The organism is Laspinema olomoucense D3b (assembly GCF_025370785.1).
GTDB lineage: Bacteria > Cyanobacteriota > Cyanobacteriia > Cyanobacteriales > Laspinemataceae > Laspinema > Laspinema olomoucense.
This window is the reverse complement of the sequence record NZ_JAMXFA010000010.1, coordinates 134,446-160,911: the sequence shown is the minus strand read 5'-3', so window position 1 is coordinate 160,911 and position 26,466 is coordinate 134,446. Positions and strand designations below refer to the sequence as shown.

Below are 26,466 nucleotides of genomic sequence, written 5' to 3'. Positions count from 1 at the left end.
GGCTTCAAATCCTCACAAAAAGTACAGGCGGCAGAGCCGCAAAGAGTGCATGACGCGGCAGAGCCACGTCACGAGTAAACTGGAGTTATTTTTATTAGGAATGCAACTCATTGACCGAATGTAACCCTGGGGTGCGGCAGAGCCTAAAATTGGGTTACTGATGCACCCAATTCCATCAACTTCTATTGGTTTAAATCATGTCCTACGATATCTTATGTCGATTTCTGATTGATGAATTTAGCCGCGACTTTGCCACCTTGTTGATGGGAAAACCCATCGATTTAACGATTTTGAGTCCCAAAGAACTCTCCGTAGAACCCATTCGCGCCGATTCTCTGATTCTCCTCCAGTCTGAAGACTCGGTATTGCATATAGAATTCCAAACCGACCCGGATCAAGAGATTCCCTTTCGCATGGCTGACTATCGCTTGCGCGGGTATCGCCGCTTTCGGGAAAAAGATATGCGCCAGGTGGTGATTTACCTCAGAAAAACAAACTCACCATTGGTCCATCAAACCGAATTTATTCTCCCGCAAATGACCCATCGGTTTGAGGTCATCCGTCTATGGGAACAACCCACCGAACTGTTTTTAAATGCACCGGGATTACTTCCCTTTGCTGCTTTAACCCGCACAGAAAATCCCGAGGAGGTGTTAACCGAAGTTGCTCAATTGATTGAACGCATCGACAACCGACAACAACAGGCAAATTTAGTTGCTGCTTCTTCGGTTCTAGCTGGGTTAGTATTAGATCGAGAGTTAATTAACAGGATTCTCCGGAGGGACATTATGCGTGAGTCACCCATTTATCAGGATATTTTAGCCGAAGGTCGCCAGGAAGGTCGCCAGGAAGGTCGCCAGGAAGGTCGCCAGGAAGCGATCGCCGAAATTGCCAGGAATCTACTGCTTAGTGGAATGTCTGTGGAACAAATCATGAATGTCACGGGGTTAACCCGAGAACGAGTTGAGCAATTGACTAACCGCGATTCCGAGTAATTCGCTGGATCGGGTTCAGTTGAAAAGTTGGGTAAAAAATGCCTGGATTCGATGCTTATGCAGGGATGACAGGCATTTTTATTTAAACGTATCGCCGCTTACCCACGGAGTGAATACATCATTGTAGACTTCTATAATGGCAGAGTAAAACGCCGGTTTAAGGAGTTTCCTGAATGAATTTAGCCATACTGTTCGCTTTGGGAATTTGTACTGGATTGCTGGCGGGATTGTTTGGATTAGGCGGTGGTATTTTAATTGTCCCCCTCTTAAACTTCTGGGGGTTTCCGGTAGTGACTGCTGCCGCAACCAGTTTGATAGGGGTATTTTTAACCGCCCTTTCTGGCACGATTCGATATAGTTGGACTAAGCAGCTAAACTGGCGAAATGCGTTGCAAATTGCTCTATTCGGGGTTCCGGCGGTCCAAATTGGAGCTTGGCTGGCTCGTCATATTCCTGATAGTGCATTGGCTATTTCTTTTTCTCTATTATTATTAGGTGCTATTTATTTAATGGGATTAAGAAAAACCCTAATTGATACGGAAATTTTTGCCAGTTTACTTGACTCAGACTCTCCGGACATCTTGGTTAAAAATCAAACCCGTTCCCGGTGGGATTTTGCCAAAATAGGGAGTCTCGGGGGTGCGATCGCCGGATTATTTGGGATTGGCGGTGGCATTGTCATGGTTCCCTTACAAGTCTTACTCCTGGGAGAATCCATCGCCTCTGCCGTCCCAACAACCCTCGCTGCTGTCACTGCGATCGCCGCTTCCGGTTTAGCGCAATATGCCTGGAATGGCAATGTTTTATGGATTCCCGGTGTATGTATCGGTTGCGGTGGCATCCTCGGGGTGCAACTGGGAACCCGCCTCCTCCCTCACCTCAGCGCCACCTTAATTAATACCCTGTTCCGCCTCATCCTATTTGTCTTATCTTTGTACATGATGCGCCAAGGGTTGGTCAGCGCGATCGTATAAATACCCAAAGTATTTGTTTGCTCTTGACGATTGTCCCCCAAGCGAGATAATCTAACCCCAACCTGATAAAATAAATGGCCATGTCTACCCTGTTAATTCAACTGCTTGTGATTGGATTAGTTGCCGGTATCGCCGGTGGAATGTTTGGCATTGGCGGGGGTGCAATTATGGTCCCCGCAATGGTTCTTGTACTAACATTAGACCAAAAATTGGCAACGGGGACCTCTATTGCTGCTCAAATTTTACCCATTGGCTTATTAGGCGCAATGGTCTATTATAAAAACGGCAATTTAAACTTTAAATATGCAGCCGTAATTGCTTTGGGTTTACTCATTGGCAATTATTTTGGAGCCTTATTTGCCAATCAACCCTTTATCAGTAGTGAATTTATGAAAAAACTCTATGGTGCTTTCTTGTTTGTGTTAGGTTTTAGATATTTGTTTCCTAATTTGTTTACCCGGTAATGGCTATCAAGGCCCACACCCATGCATGGTGGGTCTATACGGACGAAGCCTGCCTGCGCAGGCTATTCACTAAAATAACTTTTGACAACCGGATTGGATATTCGAGATTAAATTGATAGGAAGAGAGAGAGAAAATTACATGAGTTTAAGACAATTTCCCGAGGGATTTCTCTGGGGTGCGGCTACCGCTGCTTATCAAATTGAAGGCGCTTGGAATGAAGATGCGAAAGGGGAAAGTATCTGGGATCGCTTTACCCATCGCCAGCATACGATTCTTAATGGGGACAACGGGGATATTGCTTGCAATCACTATCATAAAATGCCGGAAGATGTGGCATTAATGCAGGCATTGGGGTTACAAACCTATCGCTTTTCTCTCTCGTGGCCGAGAATTCTACCGGAAGGAAGGGGTCAAGTCAATGGCAAAGGATTGGAGTTTTACGATCGCCTCGTAGACCATCTCCTCGAAGCCAATATTATACCCAATATTACTTTAAATCATTGGGATTTACCCCAAACCCTCCAAGAACTTGGGGGATGGGTGAATCGGGAAAGTATAGATTGGTTTGCGGACTATGCGCGAGTCGTGTTTGAGAAATTAGGCGATCGCGTCCCCTTGTGGACGACTCACAATGAACCAGCGGTCCTCGCCTTTATGGGATATGCCTTCGGGAACTTTGCTCCCGGTATAGCCGACTATTCCCAAGCCTATCAAACCTCACATCACCTGCTAGTTGCTCACGGAAAAGCCGTCCAACTGTTTCGGGAAGGCAACTATAACGGTGAAATTGGGATTGTGCTGAGTGTGAATCACTATCAACCCGCCAGCGATCGCCAAGAAGACATCGCCGCCTGCCAGCGAATGTATGACACAAGTACCGCTTTATTTGCTGACCCTCTATTCAAAGGACAGTATCCCGAACCCTTATTTAACTGGATTGGTTGCCATGCACCAAAAATAGAAACTGGAGATTTGGAACTGATTGCTACCCCCATCGACTTTGTAGGGATTAACTATTATTTTACCTTAAACGTTGCCTTTGCTCAATGGGGAGGATTATTCAAATTAGACTCTACCCAAGTTTCTGCACCAGGTTGGGGTCAAACCGACATGGGATGGGGAGTCAATCCGCCCGGATTAACCTCAGTCTTGTTAGATTTTAAAAACAACTATGGCAATCCAAAACTCTATATTACCGAAGGCGGTTGTGCCTTGGCAGATACTCCCAATTATGAGGGATTTGTAGAAGATTGGGGACGCATTAATTACTTGCGATCGCACTTTATCGCCGCTCATGATGCCGTTGCCGATGGCGTCAATTTACACGGATATTATGTATGGACTTTGATGGATAACTTTGAATGGGCACATGGATTTTATCCCCGTTTTGGATTAGTCCGCGTGGAATTTGATAGCGGTAAACGCATCCCCAAACAAAGTGCCTGGTGGTATCGCGAAGTCATGGACAGAAATGGGGTAGAGGAATAGGATTTCCACGGGATAATAGGCCCAAAACAAGACGCGATCGCCCAAACCGATCCACCAGTAACCCTGCCGACAATGTAGGATACCCCACAAAGGGCGATCGCATAGACTTATAATAGAGTTAGAAATTCTATAAAGAGTAGAGATAGGGTCAAACCTGATGAATGTAAGCGAACTCAAAGTTAATTCACCCCCTGGCTTGTCTGAGGACGAAGCTAAACTTTTGTTAGCCATCAAACTTTATGAAGTGAGCAAAGTTTCCCTGGGACAAGCGGCACAATTAGCGGGATATTCCAAACGAAGTTTTATGGAAATTTTAGGAAAATATCAAGTTCCCATCTTTGCCTATTCTCCTGAAGAATTGCGAGAAGAATTGGGATTATGAGTTTTGGAAACAGGGGAAGCGATCGCCTTTTCCGTAACCAGCAAGGCCCCCTCTCACGCCAAACTACCGGCAGGCGATCGCCCCTCCGGACCCTTCCCATAGACCCATTCTGCCCGCCATGTCTCTATAATTTTATGCTAAAGCTGTAGAGTACATCGAGCAGAAATTAACGGTATGGCTGGACATAGTAAATGGGCGAATATTAAACGGCAGAAGGCTAGAGTGGATGCGGTGAAGGGGAAAACCTTCACGAAAATCTCGCGGGAGATTATCGTTGCGGCGCGCAGTGGCGTTCCAGATCCGGATGGCAACTTTCAGTTACGCACCGCAGTGGATAAGGCAAAAGCGGCAGGGATTCCCAATGAGAACATCCAACGGGCGATCGCCAAAGGTGCCGGAACCTGGGATGATGCCAGCAGCAACTATGAAGCGATTCGCTATGAGGGATATGGTCCCGGTGGAGTGGCAGTAATTGTGGAAGCGCTGACGGATAACCGGAATCGCACGGCAGCGGATTTGAGGGCCGCTTTTAGTAAAAATGGCGGCAACTTAGGTGAGACAGGATGCGTGAGTTGGATGTTTGAACTCAAAGGGGTCGTCACCCTGCAAGGTGAGATAGACGAAGATGAACTCTTGGAGGCATCGGTAGAAGGGGGTGCCGAGTTTTATGAAGCTACAGAACTGGATGAAGATACATCGGGCTATGAGGTGTTTACGGAAGCCACTAATTTAGAAACCCTCAACCAAACCTTAAAAGAGCGGAAATATAAGATTGTCAATGCAGAATTGCGCTGGATTGCTAACAATAACGTAGAAGTAACGGACCCCGACCAAGCGCGATCGCTTCTGAAAATGATGGATGCGTTGGATGATTTGGATGATGTGCAAAATGTCACCGCCAATTTTGATATGGCCAATGAGTTGGTAGAAATGAGCGTGGTGTAATTCTATCTTGAACCGGCAAATTTAGTCAGCAATTCGGTTTCTGTTCCTCCAAGTGAATAAGAAACCGGATTACTTTCAAAATCTCGGCCTGTTTACAGCAAATTTAGGCAGAAACCCGGTTTTTTGATGCTGGCGTTTTATCCCGGTTAGTCTTGCAATTTTATAGGTCCTAAATATTTGCTTAAATAGGGAGAAAAGACCTCATAAATTAACGTTAAAGGTTTCTTATGATGCCAAAATAGATAATGTCTTCCCCAAAATGGGCCTTTTTGTCCGAAGGCGGTTTCTAAGGCGGGGGAATGTCCGTAGTGGATGCCTTGGACATCGCGATAGAGTTCCGTATGCAGGCGCGAGAGGCTCTCCCAGATTGGGATTGAGCGGTTTTGCAGGTATTCATCGACGTGACTGGCTTCCCACCAGGAGGCGGCATAAGCGAGTCGTTGTCCCGAGGCGGTGCGTAACCAGACTTGTCGCCGCAGGCGGGGTCCGGGGACCCATTGGATGGGGTCTGGTGCGTTGTCGGGGTCCATTGCGATCGCGGACATATCAATTACGTCTACTTCGGTGGGTTCGCCGGTGAGTAGTTTCAAGTGGCGCGTCGGCGAACCGTCTCCGAGGAGCAAAATTTGCCATGCTGGTGCGAGTTGGTGATGGGGTAATCCCTGCTGTACCGACTCTTCTCCCCCTTCCCATAAGGGGTCGAGGCAGTGCCAGGTGGTTGGCGGGGTCACGCTGTTTGTGGGTCTGGAAGTTGCAGTCAATGCGCTTAACATAACTTAACGTCACTCTCAATCATAGCGTTCCTTGTCCCCGGTCTTGAGCAATTTAGGGAAAATGCCTGGAGATTGATTCACCTGAGATTTTGCACCTGTTGCAACAACCGGCGGGGGTTAAAACTCCTGCCTAACAGCTCAAGTCGGTTAAAAACCGACTAAAAACACCACTGTATCAGACTTGCAGTCGTCTTTAGACGACTTTAGCTATGAGGCGGGGGATAAATCCCCCGCCGGTTGTTACCACTTAAAATTGCAATAAATTTTAACAGAATTTTCTTGCAAAAATGCCTTTAAACCTTGACAATAGCAACCGGGAAGGTGATGGTTTATGGAAATGGATGATGAGTCGGGGACGACTTAAATTCAGGGGGAGATTGTTCAGTAAAAATCTGTGGAGCCAGCAAGTATTCATCGTGGGGGAAACAGTAAAATATAAAGATAAACGGCCCTCTTCGTGGCCGATCGCTGCTGGTGTTTTGGCCGTTGCAACCGTTGGGGGATGGTTTTTTTATAGTCGGGTCCTGAATCCATCAGCCAGTGCAGTGGAGGTGAGCACAATTGCAGTGGAACGGGGAACGATTGAAATCTCGGTTAACAATAGTGGCGTTGTTGAATTTGGGGGTCAACAAACTCTGAAATCTCCCACCGATGGCACGGTGGATCGAGTTTTGGTGCGGGTTGGCGATCTCGTCCCATCTGGTGGGGAATTAATTACCCTCCGACAAAACCCAGAGGAACAAACCAATGTTGCCATTAAACCCTTAGAAATTCGGGAATACCAGATTGCTCTGGCTAACACAGAACGGAAAGTTTTGGAGGCACAGGACGATTTGAAAATTGCTCAAACCAAACTGCAGCAACTTCTCCAAGAAAATGTTTCCCGAGAAAGTCAACTGGCAACCCAGGAAGCAATTCGCCGAGAACAATTACTCAAGCTGGAAACTCAGCGCCCAAAATTGGGGGAAGCTCAACAAAAATTAAGGGAAGCTCAACAAGAATTCACGGGTTTAAGTGCGGCGGGTTCTCAAAAACTCCAAACCAAACTAGCTGAGTTAAACCTAGATATTGAGAAACAAAATCTTACTCTGCGAAGCAACCGCCTCAGTGTGATTGATGCACAGGAAACACTGGCTACAGAAAAACAAAAATTACTAGAGGACCAAGACTTAGCGCAACGAGGATTTATTGCGGAACAAGATGTTAAAACCCAAGAAAATTCAGTGCGTAGCGCTGAATTTTCACTCCACTCCGCTGAGGTGGCGGTGACTCAAACCCTTCTGGATTTAGAGAAACTCCAACTCCAACGGGGAAACATTGAGGAGGAAGTGATGGATGAGCTAGAGACTGCACAAAAAGAGGTGGAAACAGCACAGGAAACTGTCAGAACTGTAGAGGCAGAAATCCGCAGTGCGATGTTTGAGTTAGAGCGCCTTGAAATCGAGTTAGATAAACTCCGTCGGGAACCGAATGCGGAGGTGGAGGAGGCACGGAAGGCGGTGCGAACGGCAGAAGGTCAACTGCGGGAAGTGCGATCGCAATTTAACCAAGAGAGGTTAAAACTAGAGCGAGAACAAATTGCGATCCAAAATACCCAGGAGCAGTTGGCACAAAATATCGTCGCGACTCCCATTGAGGCGACGATTTTACAGGTGATGGTCAAAAATGGAGATGGGATTAGCCGGGGGGATAATTTACTCACTTTGGGAGATCCCTCTCAAGAGTTTGTGAATCTTCAGCTTTCCACGTTGGATGCTTCCCAGGTCAAACTTGAGCAAGAAGCGCGGGTGACGGTGATTGGACCCAATGCGGAGATTTATGAGGGGGTGGTGCATCAGCTTTCTCCCCTAGCAATTACGGAGGACAGTGCTTCGACTCCGAGTTCCGGACAAGCATCGGTGCCTGCTACCATCAAGCTCAAGACTCCGACGGGGAGTTTGATTCCCGGTGCACAAGTGAGTGTGGAAATTATTGTGCAGCAGCTTCAAGATGTGATAATGTTACCCATTGAAGTGATTCAACGGGATGCTCCCAAACCTTATATTTGGACGGTGGATGCTCAGAGTAAGGTGCAGAAACAAAGCATTGAGTTGGGGTTGGAAGGGGTGACGGAGGTGGAAATTAAATCCGGACTAAAAGTGGGGGAGAAGGTGGTGTTGCCGCCATCGGATCAGCCTTTAGAACCGGGGATGGTGGTGACGATCGCCGAGCCGAAGGAGGAACCATCAGGGGATGGGAAAGAGGGTTCCAAGAGATGACGGCGAATTGGTGAGTGAGCAAGTGAGTGTTAGGGAAGGGAGCAGCAGTATGAGTTTAAGTATATTCGATTTAATCCGGATCAGTTGTGATTCCCTCCAGGGAAATCGCTTGCGATCGGCCTTGACGACGTTGGGGGTGTTTATGGGGGTGACGGCAGTGAGCGCCACTCTGCAAGTGAGAAGTATTAGCACAGCGGTGATTGCTGAGGAAATCCAAAAGCGGGAAGCACCGCAAGTTCAGGCGATGCAGTGGTCTCGGGGTGGCAGTAAACTGCGGGTAGAGGATATGCGATATTTAAAAAGTCGCTTGAGTGGGGTACAAGCGATCGGCACAAGCGCTGGAATAGATTACGAGGCCAGTATTATCTTTGAGCAAAAAGAAGGGACGGCGAGCGTCAATGCGGTTTCTGAAGGCTATTTAGAGATTGCCGGTCGGTCCATTTTGCAAGGCCGATTTTTTAGTGAGGCGGATTTTACCAGCTATCGCTCGGTTGCGGTAATTGATGCGGTCTTACGGGAGCAAATTTTTGAAAAAATTAATCCCGTTGGCAAACGAATTTATTATAATGGTCGATTGTATGTGGTAATCGGTCTGGTGGAGACAAAGCTCCAGTATAAGGATGAGGAACCGAGTGGGGAAATGCTGGTGCCGATGTCGCTGTATGCCGCACTCACAGGCCGTCGCAATATCGGGAGGATTTTGATCCGACCCCAGGAAATGGAAGAGATGAATCGTTTGGAAGAGCAAGCCAAACAACTGTTAACCCAGCGCTACCCCGAGGGAGAAGTTTATACTTGGAATAATGTTGATGATATTATTGAGCAGAAAAAAACCCTGGATATGGTTTCCCGCGCGTTGTTGGCGGTGGGAGCAGTGGCCTTGTTGGTGGGGGGAGTGGGAATTGCCAATATTACGATCGCAGCGGTGATAGAACGGACGCCGGAAATTGGCCTGCGGCGTGCGATCGGTGCGACGGCGGGGGATATTATGTTCCAGTTTATTTTAGAAGCGGCGATTTTGAGTCTGCTGGGGGGTGTATTGGCGATCGCTACGGTACATGGGTTAACGGTGGTGGTGGCTGATCGCTTTGAGTTGCCTTATGAGTTTGAGCGCAAAACTGCAGGATTCGCGCTGGGTTCGGCGCTGTTGGTGGGGGTGGGTGCTGGGTTTTTGCCAGCGATGCAAGCCAGCAAGTTAGACCCAGTACAAGCATTGCGATCGCGCTAGATTTGATACAAAGTAGGAAGGATGAAGGTGTATGCAGAACAATCCAGATACAAAGCATGGGGAGATGGCGATCGCCACTCAGATGAAGAAGCAGCGACCTGTTTGGATGACAGTGACGGTCAGTTTTATGGCGGCTATTTTTGGCACATCTTTGACCCTGTTGGCAGGGAGCAAGTTTCACGAAGGAGGGATTGCCGAGGAAGTGACTCCCAAGGCCATTTTGGAACAAATCACGGTGTCAGAGTTGCCAGTTACCCCGGTTACTTCTTCAGAACTTCCGTCCCCACCCCAAGGGAATGTTCCCTCTGTCGTTGGGGATTTGTTGTCTCGATTGACGCCGGATTTTCCCACTCCTTCTCCAGTCTCGGCAGTGAAACCGGCAGGATCATTGGGTAATGTGAGAAAAGATGGACCTCCGATAGATGTGCCGCCACCGGCAGAACCCCTTGACCAGATAGTAATGCCGGGGAGAGAACCGGAAGTGCCTCAAGGCGATCGCCGGGAGCAAAATGAAGTGATATCTCAGAGTCTTCCTCAGTTACCCGTCGAGGCGAATCCTCCCAGTGGCGATCGCGATTTAAACCCAGCTACAGTACCTTTATTTGAGAATCGACCTGCGGAATTGCAGCAAGTGCCGGTGACAGTTCCTGAGACTCGTCCTGGGGTTCAAGAGACTCCTGGCGATCGCAGCTTTGAGGGAATTCCCGTAACCCTGGTGGAGGTGGTGGGTTTAGCGATCCAAAATAACCGCGAGATTAAAAATGCCTATCTCCAGCGTATCGCCGACCGAGCTAGTTTAGCCGTTGAATTAGATAAATTTCAACCCATTTTTACCCCAGAAATCTCTGTAAACCTCAACCGCAATGATGTCGGAAGTGCAAGCAGCAACTCGGCTGACATTAGCGCAGGTTCAAGGGTCACTATGCGAATTCCCACCGGGGGAGAAATTAATGCAGCCTGGAATACGGGAGGCATTACTCGAAGTAGTAATCAAGGGGAAATTCTGGATAAAAATAATGTGAATCAAGGGCTTTCTTTAAGTTTTAGCCAACCTTTATTACGGGGTTTTGGACGGGATATCAATACCGCTCCCATTAAAATTGCTCAATTGATGGAAAGCATTAACAAATTGAGTTTGAACTCGACTTTAATCGATATCATTACTAATGCAGTGGTCGGATATCGGGACCTGCTACAAGCAGAGGAAGCGGTGAAGATTGCTGAAAATTCTCTAAAAATTGCTCAGGATATCTTTGAGATTAACCGAGCCTTGGTGGAAGCAGGGAGACAACCTAGAAATGAGTTAGTGCAAAATGAAAGAAACATTGCCAACCTAAGAATCCAGCTATTAAGCGCCCAAAATACCTTTGAACAGGTGCGATTAAACTTGCTTAACATTTTGGATATTGATGATTTTCCGCTTATCCCTGGGGAAGAAATTGTGGTGGAGTCTACGGAGTTAAATGAAGAAAAATTGAAACAATTGGCTTTGCAAAATAGTGCGATTTATCTCAATGCGGAACTGGCGGTCGAGATTGGCGAGTTGAATTTAATTTTAGCGGAAGATGAAATGCGCTGGGATATGAGTTTGACTGCGAGTTATGGGAGTAACTTACAATCGAGAACTGATGATACAAATGATGTTAGATTGGGAATTGGGTTGAGTCGTAATTTTGGCGATCGCAGGGTTGAGAGTCGGTTAGAGCAACAACGAGTGAATCTGTTGCAAGCTCAAAATGACCGAGATGAGCAACGAGATAATCTGTTAATTCAAGTGGGTGATCAGGTGCGGAATGCCAATTTACTTCTACAACAAGTAAATTTAGCGCTGCAAGAGAGAGAATTTGCGGAACAAAACTTAGAAAATGAACGAGAATTACTCCGCTTAGGTCGCGGTGAAATTCGCAACGTAATCGGTGCTCAACAAGAAGTAGTTAGTGCGAATAATAGCGAATTAACGGCACAAATTAACTATTTGAATGCTTTGACTCTTTTGGAAAAAACCGTGGGAATTACCTTGGAAACCTGGCAGGTGACGGTAGAAACGCCGGAAGAGTAAGAACGGATTGAGGAAAGGCGAGTTAATTTACCCAGTCGTGATAGACTACTAAAAATCAGGACAATCAGGGAGGAGTGAGCATCGTGGTTAACCAACTTTCCGGGGGTAACGATGGGTTACAACCTGTAGACTACAGCTACCTTTTACAGCAAATTTCGCGCGCTATCCAGGGTGATAATCTATTTCAACTGTCTGGGGATAGGAATCGGTTGCGAATTAAAATCGATGAAATTGCCGCTGAAGTGGCGACAAATACTCAGATTCAGAATCCCCTAACTTCCGCTAATGGGGTGCGATCGGCCTCGGTGAAATTTACGGAACGGATTAAGGAACAGTTTAGCGGTCAAATTCAGCAAATTCAAGACCAGTTACGACGCCACCTCCAGGAAACAATGGGTTCGGTGGAGGCGATCGCGCAGACGGTTGACCAGATGAGTCCGGAGTTAACCCAGGTTCAAGGCACAACCGGACAACTCGGATTTACCTTCAATTTTAATCAATCTTCTCCACCCCTTCACAAAGAAAAACTCAGACTAGAAACCAACCGTCCTGGCAGTGAATCTCGACTTAAATTCCATAAAATTACCCTTTCGGTGCAAAATGTAGACCGATTTTCCTCGGACCTCCACCAGGGAATTGCCAACTATATTACCACTAAACTTGCTCCTCATGACGAAGAAATTAAGCAAGAATTATTACAAATTCTGGACGGATTAGTTCAGGATGAGTTTTCCTACTTTGACGATTTGCAGCAATTGGTGGATACAGAAAGTCTCGGAAAGCTCAAAAAAGAAGCAAAAATTATCTATTTAGAGCATTTGTCTGAGCATATCGAAACCAGCGATACCCTGGGGATGATTTATCTAAACGATTTAATTCGCCGCTTACGATTAATTGAAGATTACATCAATGATGCGCAAAAAGCAGATGGGGATTTTGAGGTCAATTATGGGGGAGTTACGGTTAATTACCGAGATGCCTTATCCCGCGCGGAGGTCTTCGATTGTTTGCCAATTATTCCCATAGTTGAGGGTAATTTAGGCGAACATACGGACCGAGAAGGAGGGGAAAGGCAGTTTATTTTTGGACTGAAACTTAAATTTGGTGGTCCGGTTCAAACCCATGCGGGACAAGAAGTCTTCGATTATAATCTGATGCTGCTGGACCCGGAAGAGGATGAACATAAAGAAGCAATCGCGGATGAAATTCGCCGGGAATCCTATGTCAGGAAAGTATTAGTGCGACTGTTTCTTTATTATTTTGTGTTTGCCTCAGATTGCGATCCAGGAAAACCTGATTATAACCCGGATCACGAAGGCAACTTTGACCCTTGGCAACGGTTTGATGAACGGGTGATGCCAGTTTTATCCGGGTCGGATGAAGTAGCAAAACAGCGGATTTTCGCGGGGTTTGTCCGAGGGATGAAGCAACGTAATGTCCGGAGTAAAATTGACAAACTGCGATCGATGCTTCAAAATGTTATCAAGCGACAACGAATTTTACCCACCCGGACTTACTCGCGACAAATTAACCTCAGAAAAGGGATTTTACAGAAAGATGTCAATAGTGCGCTACTGGGGTATTTTTTAGAACCCGAGATAGAAAGAAATCCCAAGGCACAGTTAAAATATGTGACCATTGAGAAACCGGGTCTGGACAACAAAGCACTCTGTCGTCTCGAAGCGAGTATCAAAATTGAAGATATCCGGTATTTCCCGGAAACTGAACGAGAACAATTTATCTGGAATTATCAGATTGCGGGACTTCGGATGCTGGCGGTGGTTTGTACTCCGAATCAAGGGATTTGTTGGCAACAGTATCGAGAAACGTTCCAAAACCAACAATTAATTTTGTTGGATTATGATAACAGACGCCTAAATCCCGGAGGATTGACTCCGAGTCAGACCTTTATTTATCGGTTTACTTGGACGATTCTTGCTTATATTTGCTTTGATTTACTCCTAGAAAAAGCACCGAAAAATTTGTTTATTCCGTTTCTGCGCCTCCATGAGGGAACCCATGAACGACCCTTACCCACAGAGAAATTTTTAGCAAATCTCTGTAAGGGGTTGTCCTATTTACTCAGTAGCAAATATCGGTCCAATTCCCAAGGGATTCGGTTGCAAAACTTCAACCGACATCGGTTAGAAAATGGGTTGAGGTCTCTTTACTCCGTGTTACCGAAAACCTTTCGGTTGCTGGAAACTACCTCACATCCGCAGTTAGATAAACTGGCGATCGCCATTGTATCGAGTCGCGAGAGTGATGCTGCAACGAACCCTCAATACCGGAAGAATCGGATTGCTAATGTCACCGGAGAAATCATCGGTATCCAGCGATCGCAACCGGATACCATCCAAATTGAACGACTCCAGACCTTTTCCGATAACTACTCCCTGCGTCGCCTCTATCGGGAACCGCCTATTTTAATTGATACCGTCAACCAACTGTATCAACAAGGATATCGGCATATCCTTTATGTCGCACAAGCACCCTATACCAGTACCCTGCATATCACTCGTGGCGATCGCGATGAAGACCTCTATTTTATGTCTCCTCCCCTGATCACCGCCTTGATGCAAAACCGTCCAGACTTGAAAATTTATCCCATCTTTTTTGATAAATATTACGTCCGCAAATTAGTCGATTCTAAAGTCGAGGCATTTGTGGTCCAAGACACTCAACAACTCACCAGTTTAGCGCAAGACCCCCGACAGCAGGCCGTTGTCTTTCTCAACCTATTTAATGGCATCAGTGTGGGTCGAGAGGATGAACGTTTTTATAATGGGGTAATTTCCTATTCCACCTTATTAGGAGACTTTTATCCCCAAGTCATGGATGACCAATCCATTCGCCAAGATTTAATCTATGACACTCCCTTGAAACGGGATATTTTGCAATATTTAACCCTTTTTCACTTCTCCCGCTTTGACCGCAAAACCCAGCAAACTTTAAAGTTAGACCCTTATGAAACAATTATTGGAGAACAGTCCATTGGTGCCTTATCTATCTTTGAACAAATGACGCCACGGGTTGAGTTTAATGCCTTAGCATTTTTGACCGAGGTTAAGAAAGTCTTAGATTTGCGGCAAAGCGGGTGATTTTCTATAGATTGAAGGGACGGCAAGTTTCTGGGTCTACTATAATAGTCATCAGGGGTAACCCAATCCCCTGTCCCACATTTTGCTGAAACAATTCAAGTTATTGACTCATATCAAGTCCGATTATTTGCTCATCAAGCACACTCCGCTGTCATTCCCAAGGCAGGGACCGAATCCATCTGGACTAAAAGTCTGGCGTTGATGAGGAATTAATTGGACTTGAGATGATGATATAATGAGTCAGAGTCAATAGAGAGGAGGGAGAAAGATACAACCAGAAAATCAGTCTTTAACGGTGAGTCAGGGTGTGGGGCTAGTCCGTCAAAAAATCGCATTAGGAGAACCTCTTCTCGTGGATTTATTTGGGGGTACAACGTCCCAAATACTCGATGCCATCAATGTAGATTGTGTCGCCGAATCGGGTATCAAAGCATCTGTTGAGGACTTGGGTCAAATTTTCCCACCAGGTAGTGTTAGCGAGATTGTTGTTAGTGGTCCTCAATCTCCATTTTTAGAACAGGCCGCAATGATATTAAAACCAGGAGGCCGGATTTATATCAATGCCACTAAAGGAAACCCCTTTGGAAAAGTACCGGATCCGACCACCAGAAAAAATTTAGGCGATACAGCATTGGTTCAATTAGGATTGCAAGTTGTGCAATTAAAAGGACAACTTGAGGCAAGATTTACTCATCAAACCTTTCGGCGAACTACTGGAGAGGTAATCCGTACCCGGTCAGTAACAACAACAATTTTGGAGAAAGTGTAATGACTAAAATAAATAATTACTTTGATTATCTGCATTTTACGGAATGCGATATCCTCGGTTTCAAATGGGAACCGAAAAAAAAACTCGGGTTTAATTTTCATAAAAAAGAACACAGTTTTAATTTTCATGCTTTTTATTATTATAAATTTTCCAACCTATTAATCCAAGTTAAAAACTTAGGGATTCTGCAAGGTCATCCCCTTAATCCACCCAGTAATGAATCCAGTATTATTTTTTGGCCTAAAAGATGTACTTGCATTTTTAAAGAAGTCCAAACCTCGATACTCCAGATGAATAGATACTATGAAGATCCGCCGGGTTCTCAGCAGTTTGTCCCGGATCCAAATCAGACCCCCCAAGAAATTGAGGAGGTGTTTTCCGTCGATGAACCTCTAAATGATTTTTTCATTGAACCTCTAAATGATTTTTTCATTGAAGGACTGTATCAGCATCCAGTCGCTTGGGTTGAGTGGGAAATTAAAAGTCGATTTTTTGCCTTGGAAATTGACCCAAAAGATGAACATCAGGTGTTAACCGGGTTAGAGTACAGCAAGTTACACGGTGAAGCAAAAAAAGTGGAAATGGGATATTGAGGATGAGTTGGGTGAATTAACCTCAAAAACCCTTTCTTTCTTTCTTCCTCTTCTCCCCCTTCCCTACAAGGGAAGGGGGTTGGGGGGTTAGGTCACCGTGGATGATCGAGACAAACATGAGATAACGATTACTATCAGGAGTCATATCAAGTAGATGATAGCAGAAGAATTAGGTCGATTGTTTGAAGTGGGGTTTAATATTGGCATTTTGGCCTATTTGAAACACCATAAAATTAAACACCATTTCAAAGACTTGTATCGCCAGGATTTGCAGGGACTCAAATTACCGAAAATGGTCAAGCGAATCGCGGAAAAACATGAGGCGATCGCACCGCAGAACCGAGAAATCTTGGAAAAATGGAGTCGCTTTTTTATCCAGAAGGGGTTTCTGTCGGGGTTGAATTTCTTTGGGGAATATCTGAACTCCCAGGAAGATGGCCTCAAACGGCAACTGGAAATCCTCTACTATCAATGCAGTTTTGTTGGGGATAACAGCATTGGCACTTCCACCAAAGATTCTAAAGAACATTTCACCCAGGTCTTATCCCAGTTTGAAACCCTTGATTCGCGGCAAATTCAGCGGATTATTTACCAATATTCCGGACAGGGGAAAGGGGGAGAGTTTTTGCAGTCCGATACTTTAATGTTCTTGCGCTATGGTCAGGAGTTCCGGATTTTATGTGTAGATTTATCCGTATTTTCGGTGCAATCTGCTGAGGATATTGTTCCCTTGGATGATGTGGAAGTCTTGCGGCAAATGCTGAGGGGAGAGTTGGGGTACTTGCGGTCTAAAAGTGTTTTTTCTAAGTTGCGCCTGGATACAGGCAGCAGTCCCGGGTTAGACTTGGATTTATCGAAAGATTTACGGCAATATTTAACGGCATTTAAACGCCGGGATAAAGAAAGTACCAAGTTAATTCAGGCCGGTTCCTATGCGCATAGTTTCTATGGATTTTTGCAGGAATATGGCCTGTTGCCAGAATCCGCTTCCTTGGTTTTCAATGTCGTGGGATATAGCGATCGCCATATCGGAACCATCTCCCTGCGTCCAGACAATCTCCAGTTGTTGGCAACTTGTGCCGAAATCTATAAGAAGGAACCGAAACAGCAAGAAATTAAAACAGCGCGAAAAAATGTCCTCAAACAAATTCAGCGAAGTGCTGCAAAAAGTTTTATTGAGGGTCAACAATTGGTGGACAAATTGTCTAGTCCCCAACTAAGCGGACCGGGTATCACCGAAGTGATTCATCAAGAACGAATTCAAGGATTTTTTAACTCTGTGGGGATTATTCCTCGCGAGTTGGCAACTCCCTTGGGTTTACCGGAGGGATTGACCCTGCGAAATGGACACGCCGAACTAATTCAAAAAGCGCTAACTTCACAGGAAATTTATCTGTTTTTAACCGGAAATCCGGGAATTGGTAAAACCACAGCGATCGCCAATTTTCTACAGTCGCACTTTGAGGAAGGATTCTTATTCCTTTATGTCAGTCCCCGGAAACAAGTCAATTTAGATATTATTGATAAGTTTAAATCGGCATCCTCTGGCAACCTGTGTGACGATCGCCTCTGGTGTCTCACCAGTAACGCCGTGATGATCCAGGAAAATGGCGGATTTCCCACAGTTCGATATCACACCAACTCCCGGCGAGATACATTTACTGCCAAAGCGGTAGATTTTATTTCTGCCGATCAGGAACTGCGATCGCCAAGGAGTCAGCATCAGTCCTCCCGGTTACATCAAATTGCCGCCGATCACATTCGCGATCGCGGGACCAAAACTGCCGGAGTGCTTTCCAGTATTTGTGCTGGAATTCATACCGCAGTCGCCGATCAACTCTCCAACCAAATCCTCGCCACTGTCTCAATCCAATCCTTGCGCGTCACCACCCCCGGAAACACCACCCTGAAACATTTGAATCACATCTTTAAAAGTGCCTATAACGAACGAGATAAAGAAGTCATCCCGGCCAAAATGCGCCAAATCTCGAACCGCATCAAACATCTATTTATTATGATTGATGAAATCACCGGGGATGATAGCGGCGTTCACTTCTTGCAAGGCATTAGTAAATTTTTGCACGACTATGAACTCACAAACCCCGAACATGGATTTAATACCAAAGTGATTGTAGCAGATGCGTCAATTGTAGATAAAGACGTGATTACCCAACACTTATCTCAACCTTCTCCCGAACCGGATAAAATCTATTTTCGCCTTGCTAAACAGTCTCCAAACCCTCTCACCATCGAGACCTTCCAGTTTCAGCACTTACGCGCTTGTGCGATTAATACCAACTCCTACCCCGCCAGGGAATTGAACATTACTTATAAAATTTTTATCGAATCCGTAAAATTTACCTCTAATCTGTTTCAATCAGAAAAGCGCACCTTAGTCGAAAAGATGCAAACTCGACTTGCTGAAGATATTTATCAGTTATTAACCCAACCGGATTCCCGTCAAATTCTTGTCTACATTCAGGATAAAAAACGGTTGCAAGAACTCATAGAAACCCTTCGCAAACGTCGAGGTGAATTTGAACCCTACAGGGATTACCTGGAAATTCATGCCAGTCTGTCTGATGCTGAAAAAATCAGAATTCAGACCTATAAACAAGATGTCAAAGTCGTGTTTATGACTTCCTCCGCCAGTCGGGGATTATCCTTTCCCAAAGCGCAACATATTTTAGTTGAAATTCCCCGGTTTCAGATTGAGCAAAATCTCATGGAAGTGATTCAGGTGATTTATCGCGCTAGGGGAGAATATGAGGAAAATGGAGTCCGGCAAACCCTGGATACGGAAGAGAAATCTTTAATTTTTTACTTAGGCGATCGCGCGGTTTACTATCCCTCCACTGACCCGGAATTTCCCACCCTGGATGACGAAACCGAACGGCAACTCTCGATGCAAGAAAGCATCTTGAATCTCTTAAATATCTTGCTGATTCTGAAACTTTCCATGATGACGCGGATTTTCGGGTCCGGACCCTTGGGGAGAAAAGATTGTCTAATTATTCCCATTGGCGGTAAATCGGTTTCTACTGCTGGAATGACCTTGAGTGGTCAAATCACCCACCTGATTCGAGAACTCAAAACTGAATATCGCCAGAAACCGAGTCATCGAATTTTGCGGGATATTTTTACCAGTTTGGAAGGTCTTCTGAGTCATGCCGAATTTATCTTAATGGATGAAACTGGGACCGAGGAAACTATGCAGAAGTCCTATCTTTCCTTACGGGAAGAATTCAATACCCAATTTCCCCAATACTGTAACCGCCTCGACCAACTTTTAGACCTTGGCAATATTGAACCCGGTCATTTGGTGGGAAGTTTACTGATTGTTCCGATTCATCAAAGGTTAGAAGAAAGTTATGAAATTCGCTTAGAAAAGCAGATTCGCCGCTATGCCACCGACGACTTAATTAACAAGATGTTTGCCGTTAGTAAGAGTTTGGAATATCCCGAGAATCTGCGATCGGCCATCCGTGGGGGTGCAGTTGAGTTAGTGGAATTACTCCGCAGGGAAGCAACTCGGACTCAATGGTTTGAACAATATAGCAATAACCCCGACCAATATTATCTAATGCCATTGTTTAACTTCATTGCCAAAGAGGCGATCGCCGAGTATTTCAAAGAAGAACCCCAGGAAGAAGAAGACCAAGAATTTAGAACCTTACTCTCGCGCTACCTCCACTCCCTCTATCCCGCTTACAACACCTTACCCATCGGTCGCAAATACCGAGAATTTCCTTTTTTACTGTTTAGAAGTTACAGCTTAGAGCAAATGCGAGCTAAAATGTTTTCTGATAAGTATTTGTTAAATTCTCATGAGTTAAATGTATTGAATTTAATTTTATCACGGGAGGGAGAATAATTTAATATTAATTTTAATTTTGGCAGCGCGTGTAAATCGCACCCTACAACCCTTAAAATGTGTTACTAACGTTCAGCTAAGTGCTATAATTGAATTAAAGTCAATCACCTTTTGGAGGCAACATTGATGATTGCTGTCCCCAACTACATCAATCCTGAAGAATATCTCGAAATCGAACGCCAAAACCCCATTCGTCATGAATATCGACGCGGTTTAGTCTATGCAATGGCAGGCGGAACCGATAATCACGATCGCATTGCTCAAAATCTTCTCTACCTGATTAACTCGCATTTGCGAAACTCCCCCGACTGTCGGTTTTATTCCGGGAACGTTAAAGTCAATTATCAAAATGAGTTTTATTACTATCCTGATGCCTTTGGGACTTGCGACCCGCGAGATCGCAGCGATCGCTATGCCAAACGCTATCCTAAACTCATCGCCGAAGTCCTCTCCTCCAGTACCCAAACCTTTGACTTAGGGGAGAAATTCACCGATTATCAAAAGATTGATACTTTAGAAGAATACATTCTAATTTCCCAGGAAACCCAGCGAGTAGAATGCCGCCGCCTTACGGGTCCAGATACCTGGGAAACTGAAGTCTATGGAGAAGGCGATCTCATTGTTCTGAAAAGTCTTAACCTAGAGTTGGCGATCGGTGAACTCTATCTCGGCATGGATCCGTAGATTTGCCTCCGTTTCAATAAAAATTTTTATGCCTAAAGCGAAAGTTTATGGTAAAATAGAAAAAGGAGTTCAAAAGAAACCTGATACTTAAATATGGTAAGTCCCTTTGCAGTAGCCAATTACTTTATTTGGTTAGCCAATGAAACTGGCTCTTTTCTCAGCAACCTGAAGCTACAAAAGCTAGTTTACTATGCTCAGGCATGGCATTTGGCACTTGAAGACTCTCCTTTATTTGAGGAAGACTTTGAAGCATGGATTCACGGTCCAGTTTTGCCAACTTTGTATCAAAAATACGAGTCTTTTAGCTGGAAACCGATTATCGAGAATGTTGCGAAACCCACTCTCGACCCATCCCTTGAAAAGTTTCTTAAAGAAATAGCAGATGTTTACTTTTGGTGCGATGCTTACGAGTTAGAACTCATGACTCATCAAGAAGATCCTTGGAAACTTGCTCGTGGCAATTTACCACTTGATGCTCCGTCAACGGATATCATTAAGAAAGAGTGGATGAAAGACTATTACGCATCTCATGCCGAAGAAACCGAAGAAGACGAAAATTTCGCCGAATCCTTCATCTAAAATCTCACCCACCAAGCTAAATCCTCCCCAAGGAATCAGCTTTTCCTTTACCTATTTACAGACTAACCATCCCAAATTTTTATGTCACCATCAGGATGCTAAGTATTTTTGTGTTTTGCTGGAAAGATTGAAAAATATTTCTAGGATGACTTTCACAGAAATTACAGTGAAGAATGCTGCCAATCTACGATGCCATCCCCTAGACTGGAGTGACCGTAGAGTGACAGAAAAGTGCTTTTGCATTCCTAATGAGGAACAGTTAGTAGATACACCTTACCAGTTATTTCAGCTTTCTACTAACGAATATGGCAGAGTTCATGGGTTCTTTATTGAAAATATTTTTTATATTGTTTGGCTCGATCCAAACCATAACCTTTACTCATAATTTTGAGCAGTATTAATGAGAGTATAAACCCGCTTACCCTCAACTTTAGCCTTTTACTAAAAAAAAATTAAACTTTCCTCATTTTACTAAAAAACCCTGAGAATTCTGCTCGATTTTCTTCGCCACAAATAGCAAAACAGCATATAAAATCAAGGTTTCTCCAAACATCTCAAAAAATTCCTCGAATGCGACTCTGACTTGTTCGATTACCCAGCTTAATACTTCTCGTTCTGAAAAGAATTTAGCGAGGAGACGATTTAAAACAATATGTTTAAAAATCTCCACCCCAAATGCACCAATAAGTGCCAGAACCAATCCCGATAACCCTAGGATGACTAGGTTGCGAGACCCATACCAGAGTGCTTTAAAATCTCGGAAAAAGAAGACCGCGATCGCCACAATTAAAAAGCTATAAATTCCAATCCAGTATTTTGTCCCAGAAATCGGCATCCAACTGGATGAACCCATTCCCAGATGAAGTTTGACCAGTTCATCTAAGGCCACATAAAATAATAACACCGATTGCACGAACCAAAATGCCGGGGAAGGACGTTCCGATAACTTTCGAGAAAAGAAAAACATCCCCAAATAAACTAAGGACATTTGGAAGAGAATCGAGGCTTGTAATAGGGTGGGAACCGTCATGAATCCATCCATATCAAAGGGGGGAAAAACTTCTCGTTTGATGAAGACGCCGCCAAGGTAAATGATGACGATCGCCACTTCAAAGCAGATTAATCCCCCAATCCAATAAGGGATGGCACGTTTAAGCAATTTGGGGTTCAGGTTCATGGATGAAAATACTCATAAATTTGCTGTGCCAACCTTGGACCAATTCCCGCTACTTCTGCCAATTGTTCCGGCGTGGCAATACTAATATAATCCAGAGAATGGAAATGCGCTAACAGTTGTTTTTGCCGTTCAAATCCCAACCCCGGAATTTCATCTAAACGTGATCGCCGCATTCGTTCCGTGCGTTGTTGACGGTGAAACGTTACCGCAAATCGGTGTGCTTCATCTCGCAATCGGCGTAACAATTGCACCCCCGGTTGTTCCGGGTCCGAGGGTACAGGTAAGGACTCTCCCGGTTGAAAAATTTCCTCACGCTGTTTCGCTAAACTCACAACTCGCACATCTTCCAGTAAATCCATCTCCCGCAACACTTCCACCACTGCCGACAATTGACCTTTACCACCATCAATCATCACCAAATCCGGCCAATCCGGGTTATTCTCAATTTTACCCGTTTCTCGTTTTTGGTTACCCGCATCGCGGAATCGGCGTCCCAGGACTTCTGCAAGACTGGCAAAGTCATCGGAGTGACCCGACTGAACCTCGGGATTGCGGATTTTGTAGCGGCGATAATGCTGATTTGCTGGGAGTCCGTCAATAAAGACGACGCGGGAGGCAACGGCATCGGACCCTTGGACGTGAGAAATATCATATCCTTCGATGCGCCGTGGCAACTCTGGCAAATCTAAAAGTTCCGCTAAATCCTGCATTGCTTCAGCATTGCGATCGCTGAATTTTTGCATCCGCGCCATTTCATAGTCGGCATTTTTGGCAACCATCTCGATTAATTCCGCCTTGGTTTGCCGTTGAGGTGTGAGAATGGAGACTTTGCGACCTTTGCGATCGCTTAACCAATCCCCCAAGATTTCCGCCTCGGGTAATTCATGCTGCACTAAAATTTCGGCGGGAATTTCCACTGAGTCTACATTGCGGTAATGTTCCTCTAACACCCGTTGTAAAATCGCACCAGGTTCGGCAGTTTGCGCTTCTGCCACAAATCCCAAACGTCCGACTAATTGTCCGGCGCGAACTTGGAAGAGTTGGATACAAGCGCGATCGCCATTGCTGGAAAGTGCGATCGCATCTTGGGACAGGCGATCATCTGGCAGGGAGACTTTTTGACCGGCATGAAGCGACTGCAACCCCTGAATGCGATCGCGAAGTCTTCCCGCTTGTTCAAAGTTCAACTCCTCCGCTGCCGCCTCCATTTGCTGCTTTAAAATATCCAGTAATTCTTCGGTCCGACCTTGAAATATCATCGCCACCTTTTGCACGGTTTTGCGATAGTCTTCCGCATCAATTAATCCTTGACAAACCCCTGGACATCGACCGATATCATAATTCAAACAAGGTCGGTCTTTAAATAGGGGTTGCGGACGCTGACGCAAGGGGAAAATCTGCTTGACTAGATGCAATGTACTCCGCAATAGTCCCGCATCCACATAAGGACCATAATAGCGGTCTTTAGCACTTCCGGCCTTGCGCTTGCGGGTAATAAAAATACGCGGATAAGTTTCCGACCAAGTAATGCAAAGATAGGGGTATTTTTTATCATCTTTCAGGAGAACATTAAAATAGGGTTGATGCTGCTTAACCAGATTTGCTTCTAATGCTAATGCTTCTGCTTCTGTATCCGTGACGATGAATTCAATATCCGCCACTTGCTGCACCATTCGTTCAATCCGCTGACTCAAACTTTGGGAGTCGCGAAAATAAGACCGCACTCGCGATCGCAGCTTTTTGGACTTGCCAATATAGAGAATACGATCATCGCGATCGCGCATCAAATAGACCCCGGGAACTGGGGGAATTTCCTTGAGTCGATTTTCCAGTCGTTCTGAATCCTGAATCAGGGTTAAAGGTTGGGTGGTTTCCATAAGAGTTTAGGCATAAAATAGGGATGAATTCATCCTGGATTTTCTATTTTAGCAAAGGTATCCCGGGATGGGGAAACTCACCGAATAGAAGGGGGTAGGGATTTCCCCTCCTAACTTTTAATCCCTAGGAGAGATGCACGAATTGGACAACATCCGGAACTTCTTCAATAAAGGACTGCAAAAGTGCATCTTCCGAAGGGCGATCATACATCTCCTGATAAACTTGTTCAATCAGTTGTTGAACCAGACTTCCTGGCAATTGACCCCCCAATTCTGCGGGAACCATCATTAATAACATCTCCGTCGGCACATCTCCTGATAAAGGCGGCAGAAGATATCGAACCGATCGCAGAACTTTTGCTCCATTATTTTGGTAAAATTTAATCCGGCGTTCTGCTTGTTCTGAATCTTCGCAAAACTGGGGATTTTCCACCTCAATCAATAAGTTATGTTCCTGACTTTTTACCAGATTAATGAGATGGGACATCAACATTCGACCAATCCCTCGACTGCGATATTTTTTATCGGTCCCCAGATAGTCCAGCAGGATAAAATTCGTCGGTTTCAGGGGGTAAAGTAAAGCAATTCCTACGACTTGGTTATCCGCTTTAGCAACAAACCATTGATAAAGCTGATTTGATAATCGGGTTTCCAGGATTTCAAGAGGTTGCCTTTCACAAGCAGGAAAAGAATCAAGGTAGATTTGTAAAGCACCTTGAAAGTCGGGATGATTGATATTAGTTAGTTGGACAATCTCTAGCATAGTTTTTGGGGTTAGAAACAAAAACCCACACCCTAAAGGGTGGGGCTACACGGACAAAGCCTGCCTCCGCAGGCTAAACAGAAAACAGGCTTTAAAATCCGGATTCAGTAGAATTTTATCACTTATTCTAACAATAAATCAGCCCGCGCAGGCCTGTGCTGAGTCCAGCCTGCCCTGAGCTAGTCGAAGGGTCGAAGTGCGGGCTTTGTCCGTATAGCCCCACCCTTTAGGGTGCGGGGTTTTTTCAACATTTTCATCACTCTGATTCCAACACCTCTAACACCTGTTTCGGCTGCAATTTATCCTTAAACCACACCATCGGAACTGTCACTTCCTTTAAATTAATCCCGGCTTTTTCTAAATTCAACCGTTCGGAAATCGCTAAAATCAAATCATTCCGTTGAGACTTCCTCACCTGAGCAAATTTCTTTTGCAAATACTCCGGACGCCAATAACCGACTATTTCTAATAAAAACGTTCTGCCATCGGGATGAACCAGGCGAAAATCGGGAATCATCACGCTGCCGGGAATGGGAATTAAATCTACCTCGCGCTCTAACTTCCATTCCGTTTTAGTGGAATCCCAACGACTGACAAATGAGGCTTCTAACATACTATCATAAGGCTTACCGGGAGGATAATGACTAACTAATCCACAGTCTGAATCTAGGGTAAATCGTCCAGTTTTCCAGTCGCCGGTGTAGGGGTCGCGACTTTGCAGGGTGGCGTCCAAACTCCATTTGGTGACGTGCAGTAATGCAGGTAAGAGTTTGGCAATGGCTAATCCATAGCGGGTACTGGGTTTAAATAAGCTGGTTGGACCATCAATGGTAATGGTAAATCCGCAGTCGGCATCTCCTTCTATATAAGCCATTAATTGAAATAATTTCAAATACTTGAATAACAGTTTATATTCCCCAGGGTCATTGCGATGGGCGTTGATTAATAAATGAGTGGCGCGATAAAATACCCCTTGCACTTGGGAGACGTTGTAACGATGGAGTAATAATTCTGGGTTGGGTGCATCAAATTCAGTGAGGATTTTATTCTCGTTTAAATCCGCATATAATCCGGATTGAATGTGCAGGGGGAGAACCTCCCGTTCTAATTCTTGACTTAATTGAGTTGCGAGTTTTTCTAGGGTGAGTTGAGTTCCTTCTTTACTGGGAACTGTTTCTGCTGCTGCTGTAAAAACGCGCTGACGCAATTCAATGGGTTCCAGGGGAGAAATGACCTCAAAGGTGCTTAAACTCCCTTTTAAAATATGAGCGAGTCCCCGTTTGATGCGGTAGTCAGTGCCATCTCCTTCCATCTCATGAAGTTGGCGATCGAGTTCACTTTGGGGACAGCCAACTGCTTCTTGGAAACAGGTAATCAATTGAGAGGCGATCGCCAAGTTTTTGGGGTTAATCTCCAATCGCTTGGGAACAATCGTCTCTCCATTCATGCGATGACTCAGCAAGTCACTCGGTAACATCGGCG

At 45.1% G+C, this 26,466-nt stretch carries 20 protein-coding genes; 15 read left to right on the top strand and 5 right to left on the bottom strand.

Annotation, left to right across the window (positions count from 1 at the left end):
• Positions 1-197 precede the first annotated feature (197 nt).
• The 6 genes from NG792_RS09925 (at position 198) to NG792_RS09900 (ending at position 5,249) form a co-directional block, all read left to right on the top strand.
• Positions 198-995: an Rpn family recombination-promoting nuclease/putative transposase gene (locus NG792_RS09925; RefSeq protein ID WP_261196939.1), complete on the top strand. Its 798-nt coding sequence runs from the start codon at positions 198-200 to the stop codon at positions 993-995.
• 173 nt (positions 996-1,168) lie between these two features.
• Entirely contained in the window at positions 1,169-1,969 is an 801-nt protein-coding gene (locus tag NG792_RS09920) for a sulfite exporter TauE/SafE family protein (protein ID WP_261196938.1), read from the top strand.
• 80 nt (positions 1,970-2,049) lie between these two features.
• Positions 2,050-2,433, top strand: a complete 384-nt coding sequence (locus tag NG792_RS09915) for a sulfite exporter TauE/SafE family protein (RefSeq protein WP_261196937.1) — start codon at positions 2,050-2,052, stop codon at positions 2,431-2,433.
• 139 nt (positions 2,434-2,572) lie between these two features.
• A complete protein-coding gene (locus tag NG792_RS09910) occupies positions 2,573-3,922 on the top strand; it encodes a GH1 family beta-glucosidase (RefSeq protein ID WP_261235345.1) in 1,350 nt (449 codons plus the stop codon).
• Positions 3,923-4,079: 157 nt separating this feature from the next.
• Positions 4,080-4,304, top strand: coding sequence for a UPF0175 family protein (locus NG792_RS09905; RefSeq protein ID WP_261235344.1), 225 nt, complete (start codon positions 4,080-4,082; stop codon positions 4,302-4,304).
• A 174-nt stretch (positions 4,305-4,478) separates the two neighbouring features.
• The gene (locus NG792_RS09900) at positions 4,479-5,249 is read left to right on the top strand and encodes a YebC/PmpR family DNA-binding transcriptional regulator (protein WP_261235343.1); all 771 of its coding nucleotides are present in this window, start codon (positions 4,479-4,481) and stop codon (positions 5,247-5,249) included.
• A gap of 146 nt (positions 5,250-5,395) precedes the next feature.
• Here the strand turns inward: NG792_RS09900 and NG792_RS09895 are convergent, their stop codons facing one another.
• Positions 5,396-6,022, bottom strand: a complete 627-nt coding sequence (locus tag NG792_RS09895; RefSeq protein ID WP_261235342.1) for a chorismate lyase — start codon at positions 6,020-6,022, stop codon at positions 5,396-5,398.
• A gap of 287 nt (positions 6,023-6,309) precedes the next feature.
• Between NG792_RS09895 and NG792_RS09890 the strand changes: the two genes are divergently transcribed.
• From NG792_RS09890 to NG792_RS09850, 9 genes are all read left to right on the top strand, one after another.
• On the top strand, positions 6,310-8,280 hold the full coding sequence (locus tag NG792_RS09890; RefSeq protein WP_261235341.1) for a permuted SH3 domain-containing protein: 1,971 nt from the start codon (positions 6,310-6,312) through the stop codon (positions 8,278-8,280).
• Between the two features lie 49 nt (positions 8,281-8,329).
• The gene (locus NG792_RS09885; RefSeq protein ID WP_261196908.1) at positions 8,330-9,508 is read left to right on the top strand and encodes an ABC transporter permease; all 1,179 of its coding nucleotides are present in this window, start codon (positions 8,330-8,332) and stop codon (positions 9,506-9,508) included.
• A 31-nt stretch (positions 9,509-9,539) separates the two neighbouring features.
• A complete protein-coding gene (locus NG792_RS09880; protein ID WP_261235340.1) occupies positions 9,540-11,567 on the top strand; it encodes a TolC family protein in 2,028 nt (675 codons plus the stop codon).
• An 83-nt stretch (positions 11,568-11,650) separates the two neighbouring features.
• Positions 11,651-14,668 carry a hypothetical protein gene (locus tag NG792_RS09875; RefSeq protein WP_261235339.1) on the top strand — a complete coding sequence of 1,006 codons (3,018 nt, stop codon included), beginning with the start codon at positions 11,651-11,653 and terminating at the stop codon, positions 14,666-14,668.
• A 295-nt stretch (positions 14,669-14,963) separates the two neighbouring features.
• Positions 14,964-15,437 carry a hypothetical protein gene (locus NG792_RS09870; RefSeq protein WP_261196903.1) on the top strand — a complete coding sequence of 158 codons (474 nt, stop codon included), beginning with the start codon at positions 14,964-14,966 and terminating at the stop codon, positions 15,435-15,437.
• Positions 15,437-16,030, top strand: coding sequence for a hypothetical protein (locus NG792_RS09865; protein WP_261196901.1), 594 nt, complete (start codon positions 15,437-15,439; stop codon positions 16,028-16,030). The genes NG792_RS09870 and NG792_RS09865 overlap by 1 nt, the downstream gene beginning before the upstream one ends.
• A 154-nt stretch (positions 16,031-16,184) precedes the next feature.
• Positions 16,185-19,904, top strand: a complete 3,720-nt coding sequence (locus NG792_RS09860; RefSeq protein WP_261235338.1) for a helicase-related protein — start codon at positions 16,185-16,187, stop codon at positions 19,902-19,904.
• Positions 19,905-20,030: 126 nt separating this feature from the next.
• Positions 20,031-20,588 carry a Uma2 family endonuclease gene (locus NG792_RS09855; RefSeq protein WP_261235337.1) on the top strand — a complete coding sequence of 186 codons (558 nt, stop codon included), beginning with the start codon at positions 20,031-20,033 and terminating at the stop codon, positions 20,586-20,588.
• Positions 20,589-20,681: 93 nt separating this feature from the next.
• On the top strand, positions 20,682-21,167 hold the full coding sequence (locus NG792_RS09850) for a Panacea domain-containing protein (RefSeq protein WP_261235336.1): 486 nt from the start codon (positions 20,682-20,684) through the stop codon (positions 21,165-21,167).
• A gap of 463 nt (positions 21,168-21,630) precedes the next feature.
• Here NG792_RS09850 and NG792_RS09845 read toward each other — a convergent pair whose 3' ends face one another.
• The 4 genes from NG792_RS09845 to NG792_RS09830 form a co-directional block, all read right to left on the bottom strand.
• Complete coding sequence (locus tag NG792_RS09845; protein ID WP_261235335.1) at positions 21,631-22,344, bottom strand: DUF8692 domain-containing protein; 714 nt, start codon at positions 22,342-22,344, stop codon at positions 21,631-21,633.
• Positions 22,341-24,221: an excinuclease ABC subunit UvrC gene (gene uvrC, locus NG792_RS09840; RefSeq protein ID WP_261235334.1), complete on the bottom strand. Its 1,881-nt coding sequence runs from the start codon at positions 24,219-24,221 to the stop codon at positions 22,341-22,343. The genes NG792_RS09845 and uvrC overlap by 4 nt, the downstream gene beginning before the upstream one ends.
• Before the next feature lie 124 nt (positions 24,222-24,345).
• Positions 24,346-24,984 carry a GNAT family N-acetyltransferase gene (locus NG792_RS09835; protein ID WP_261235333.1) on the bottom strand — a complete coding sequence of 213 codons (639 nt, stop codon included), beginning with the start codon at positions 24,982-24,984 and terminating at the stop codon, positions 24,346-24,348.
• A 256-nt stretch (positions 24,985-25,240) separates the two neighbouring features.
• Entirely contained in the window at positions 25,241-26,461 is a 1,221-nt protein-coding gene (locus NG792_RS09830; protein WP_261235332.1) for a DUF790 family protein, read from the bottom strand.
• Positions 26,462-26,466: the final 5 nt, after the last annotated feature.

Coding starts and splice junctions, on each gene's coding strand:
- NG792_RS09925 (WP_261196939.1), top strand. CDS start 198: ATGTCCTACGATATCTTATGTCGATTTCTGATTGATGAATTTAGCCGC.
- NG792_RS09920 (WP_261196938.1), top strand. CDS start 1,169: ATGAATTTAGCCATACTGTTCGCTTTGGGAATTTGTACTGGATTGCTG.
- NG792_RS09915 (WP_261196937.1), top strand. CDS start 2,050: ATGTCTACCCTGTTAATTCAACTGCTTGTGATTGGATTAGTTGCCGGT.
- NG792_RS09910 (WP_261235345.1), top strand. CDS start 2,573: ATGAGTTTAAGACAATTTCCCGAGGGATTTCTCTGGGGTGCGGCTACC.
- NG792_RS09905 (WP_261235344.1), top strand. CDS start 4,080: ATGAATGTAAGCGAACTCAAAGTTAATTCACCCCCTGGCTTGTCTGAG.
- NG792_RS09900 (WP_261235343.1), top strand. CDS start 4,479: ATGGCTGGACATAGTAAATGGGCGAATATTAAACGGCAGAAGGCTAGA.
- NG792_RS09895 (WP_261235342.1), bottom strand. CDS start 6,022: ATGTTAAGCGCATTGACTGCAACTTCCAGACCCACAAACAGCGTGACC.
- NG792_RS09890 (WP_261235341.1), top strand. CDS start 6,310: ATGCCTTTAAACCTTGACAATAGCAACCGGGAAGGTGATGGTTTATGG.
- NG792_RS09885 (WP_261196908.1), top strand. CDS start 8,330: ATGAGTTTAAGTATATTCGATTTAATCCGGATCAGTTGTGATTCCCTC.
- NG792_RS09880 (WP_261235340.1), top strand. CDS start 9,540: ATGCAGAACAATCCAGATACAAAGCATGGGGAGATGGCGATCGCCACT.
- NG792_RS09865 (WP_261196901.1), top strand. CDS start 15,437: ATGACTAAAATAAATAATTACTTTGATTATCTGCATTTTACGGAATGC.
- NG792_RS09860 (WP_261235338.1), top strand. CDS start 16,185: ATGATAGCAGAAGAATTAGGTCGATTGTTTGAAGTGGGGTTTAATATT.
- NG792_RS09855 (WP_261235337.1), top strand. CDS start 20,031: ATGATTGCTGTCCCCAACTACATCAATCCTGAAGAATATCTCGAAATC.
- NG792_RS09850 (WP_261235336.1), top strand. CDS start 20,682: ATGGTAAGTCCCTTTGCAGTAGCCAATTACTTTATTTGGTTAGCCAAT.
- NG792_RS09845 (WP_261235335.1), bottom strand. CDS start 22,344: ATGAACCTGAACCCCAAATTGCTTAAACGTGCCATCCCTTATTGGATT.
- uvrC (WP_261235334.1), bottom strand. CDS start 24,221: ATGGAAACCACCCAACCTTTAACCCTGATTCAGGATTCAGAACGACTG.
- NG792_RS09835 (WP_261235333.1), bottom strand. CDS start 24,984: ATGCTAGAGATTGTCCAACTAACTAATATCAATCATCCCGACTTTCAA.
- NG792_RS09830 (WP_261235332.1), bottom strand. CDS start 26,461: ATGTTACCGAGTGACTTGCTGAGTCATCGCATGAATGGAGAGACGATT.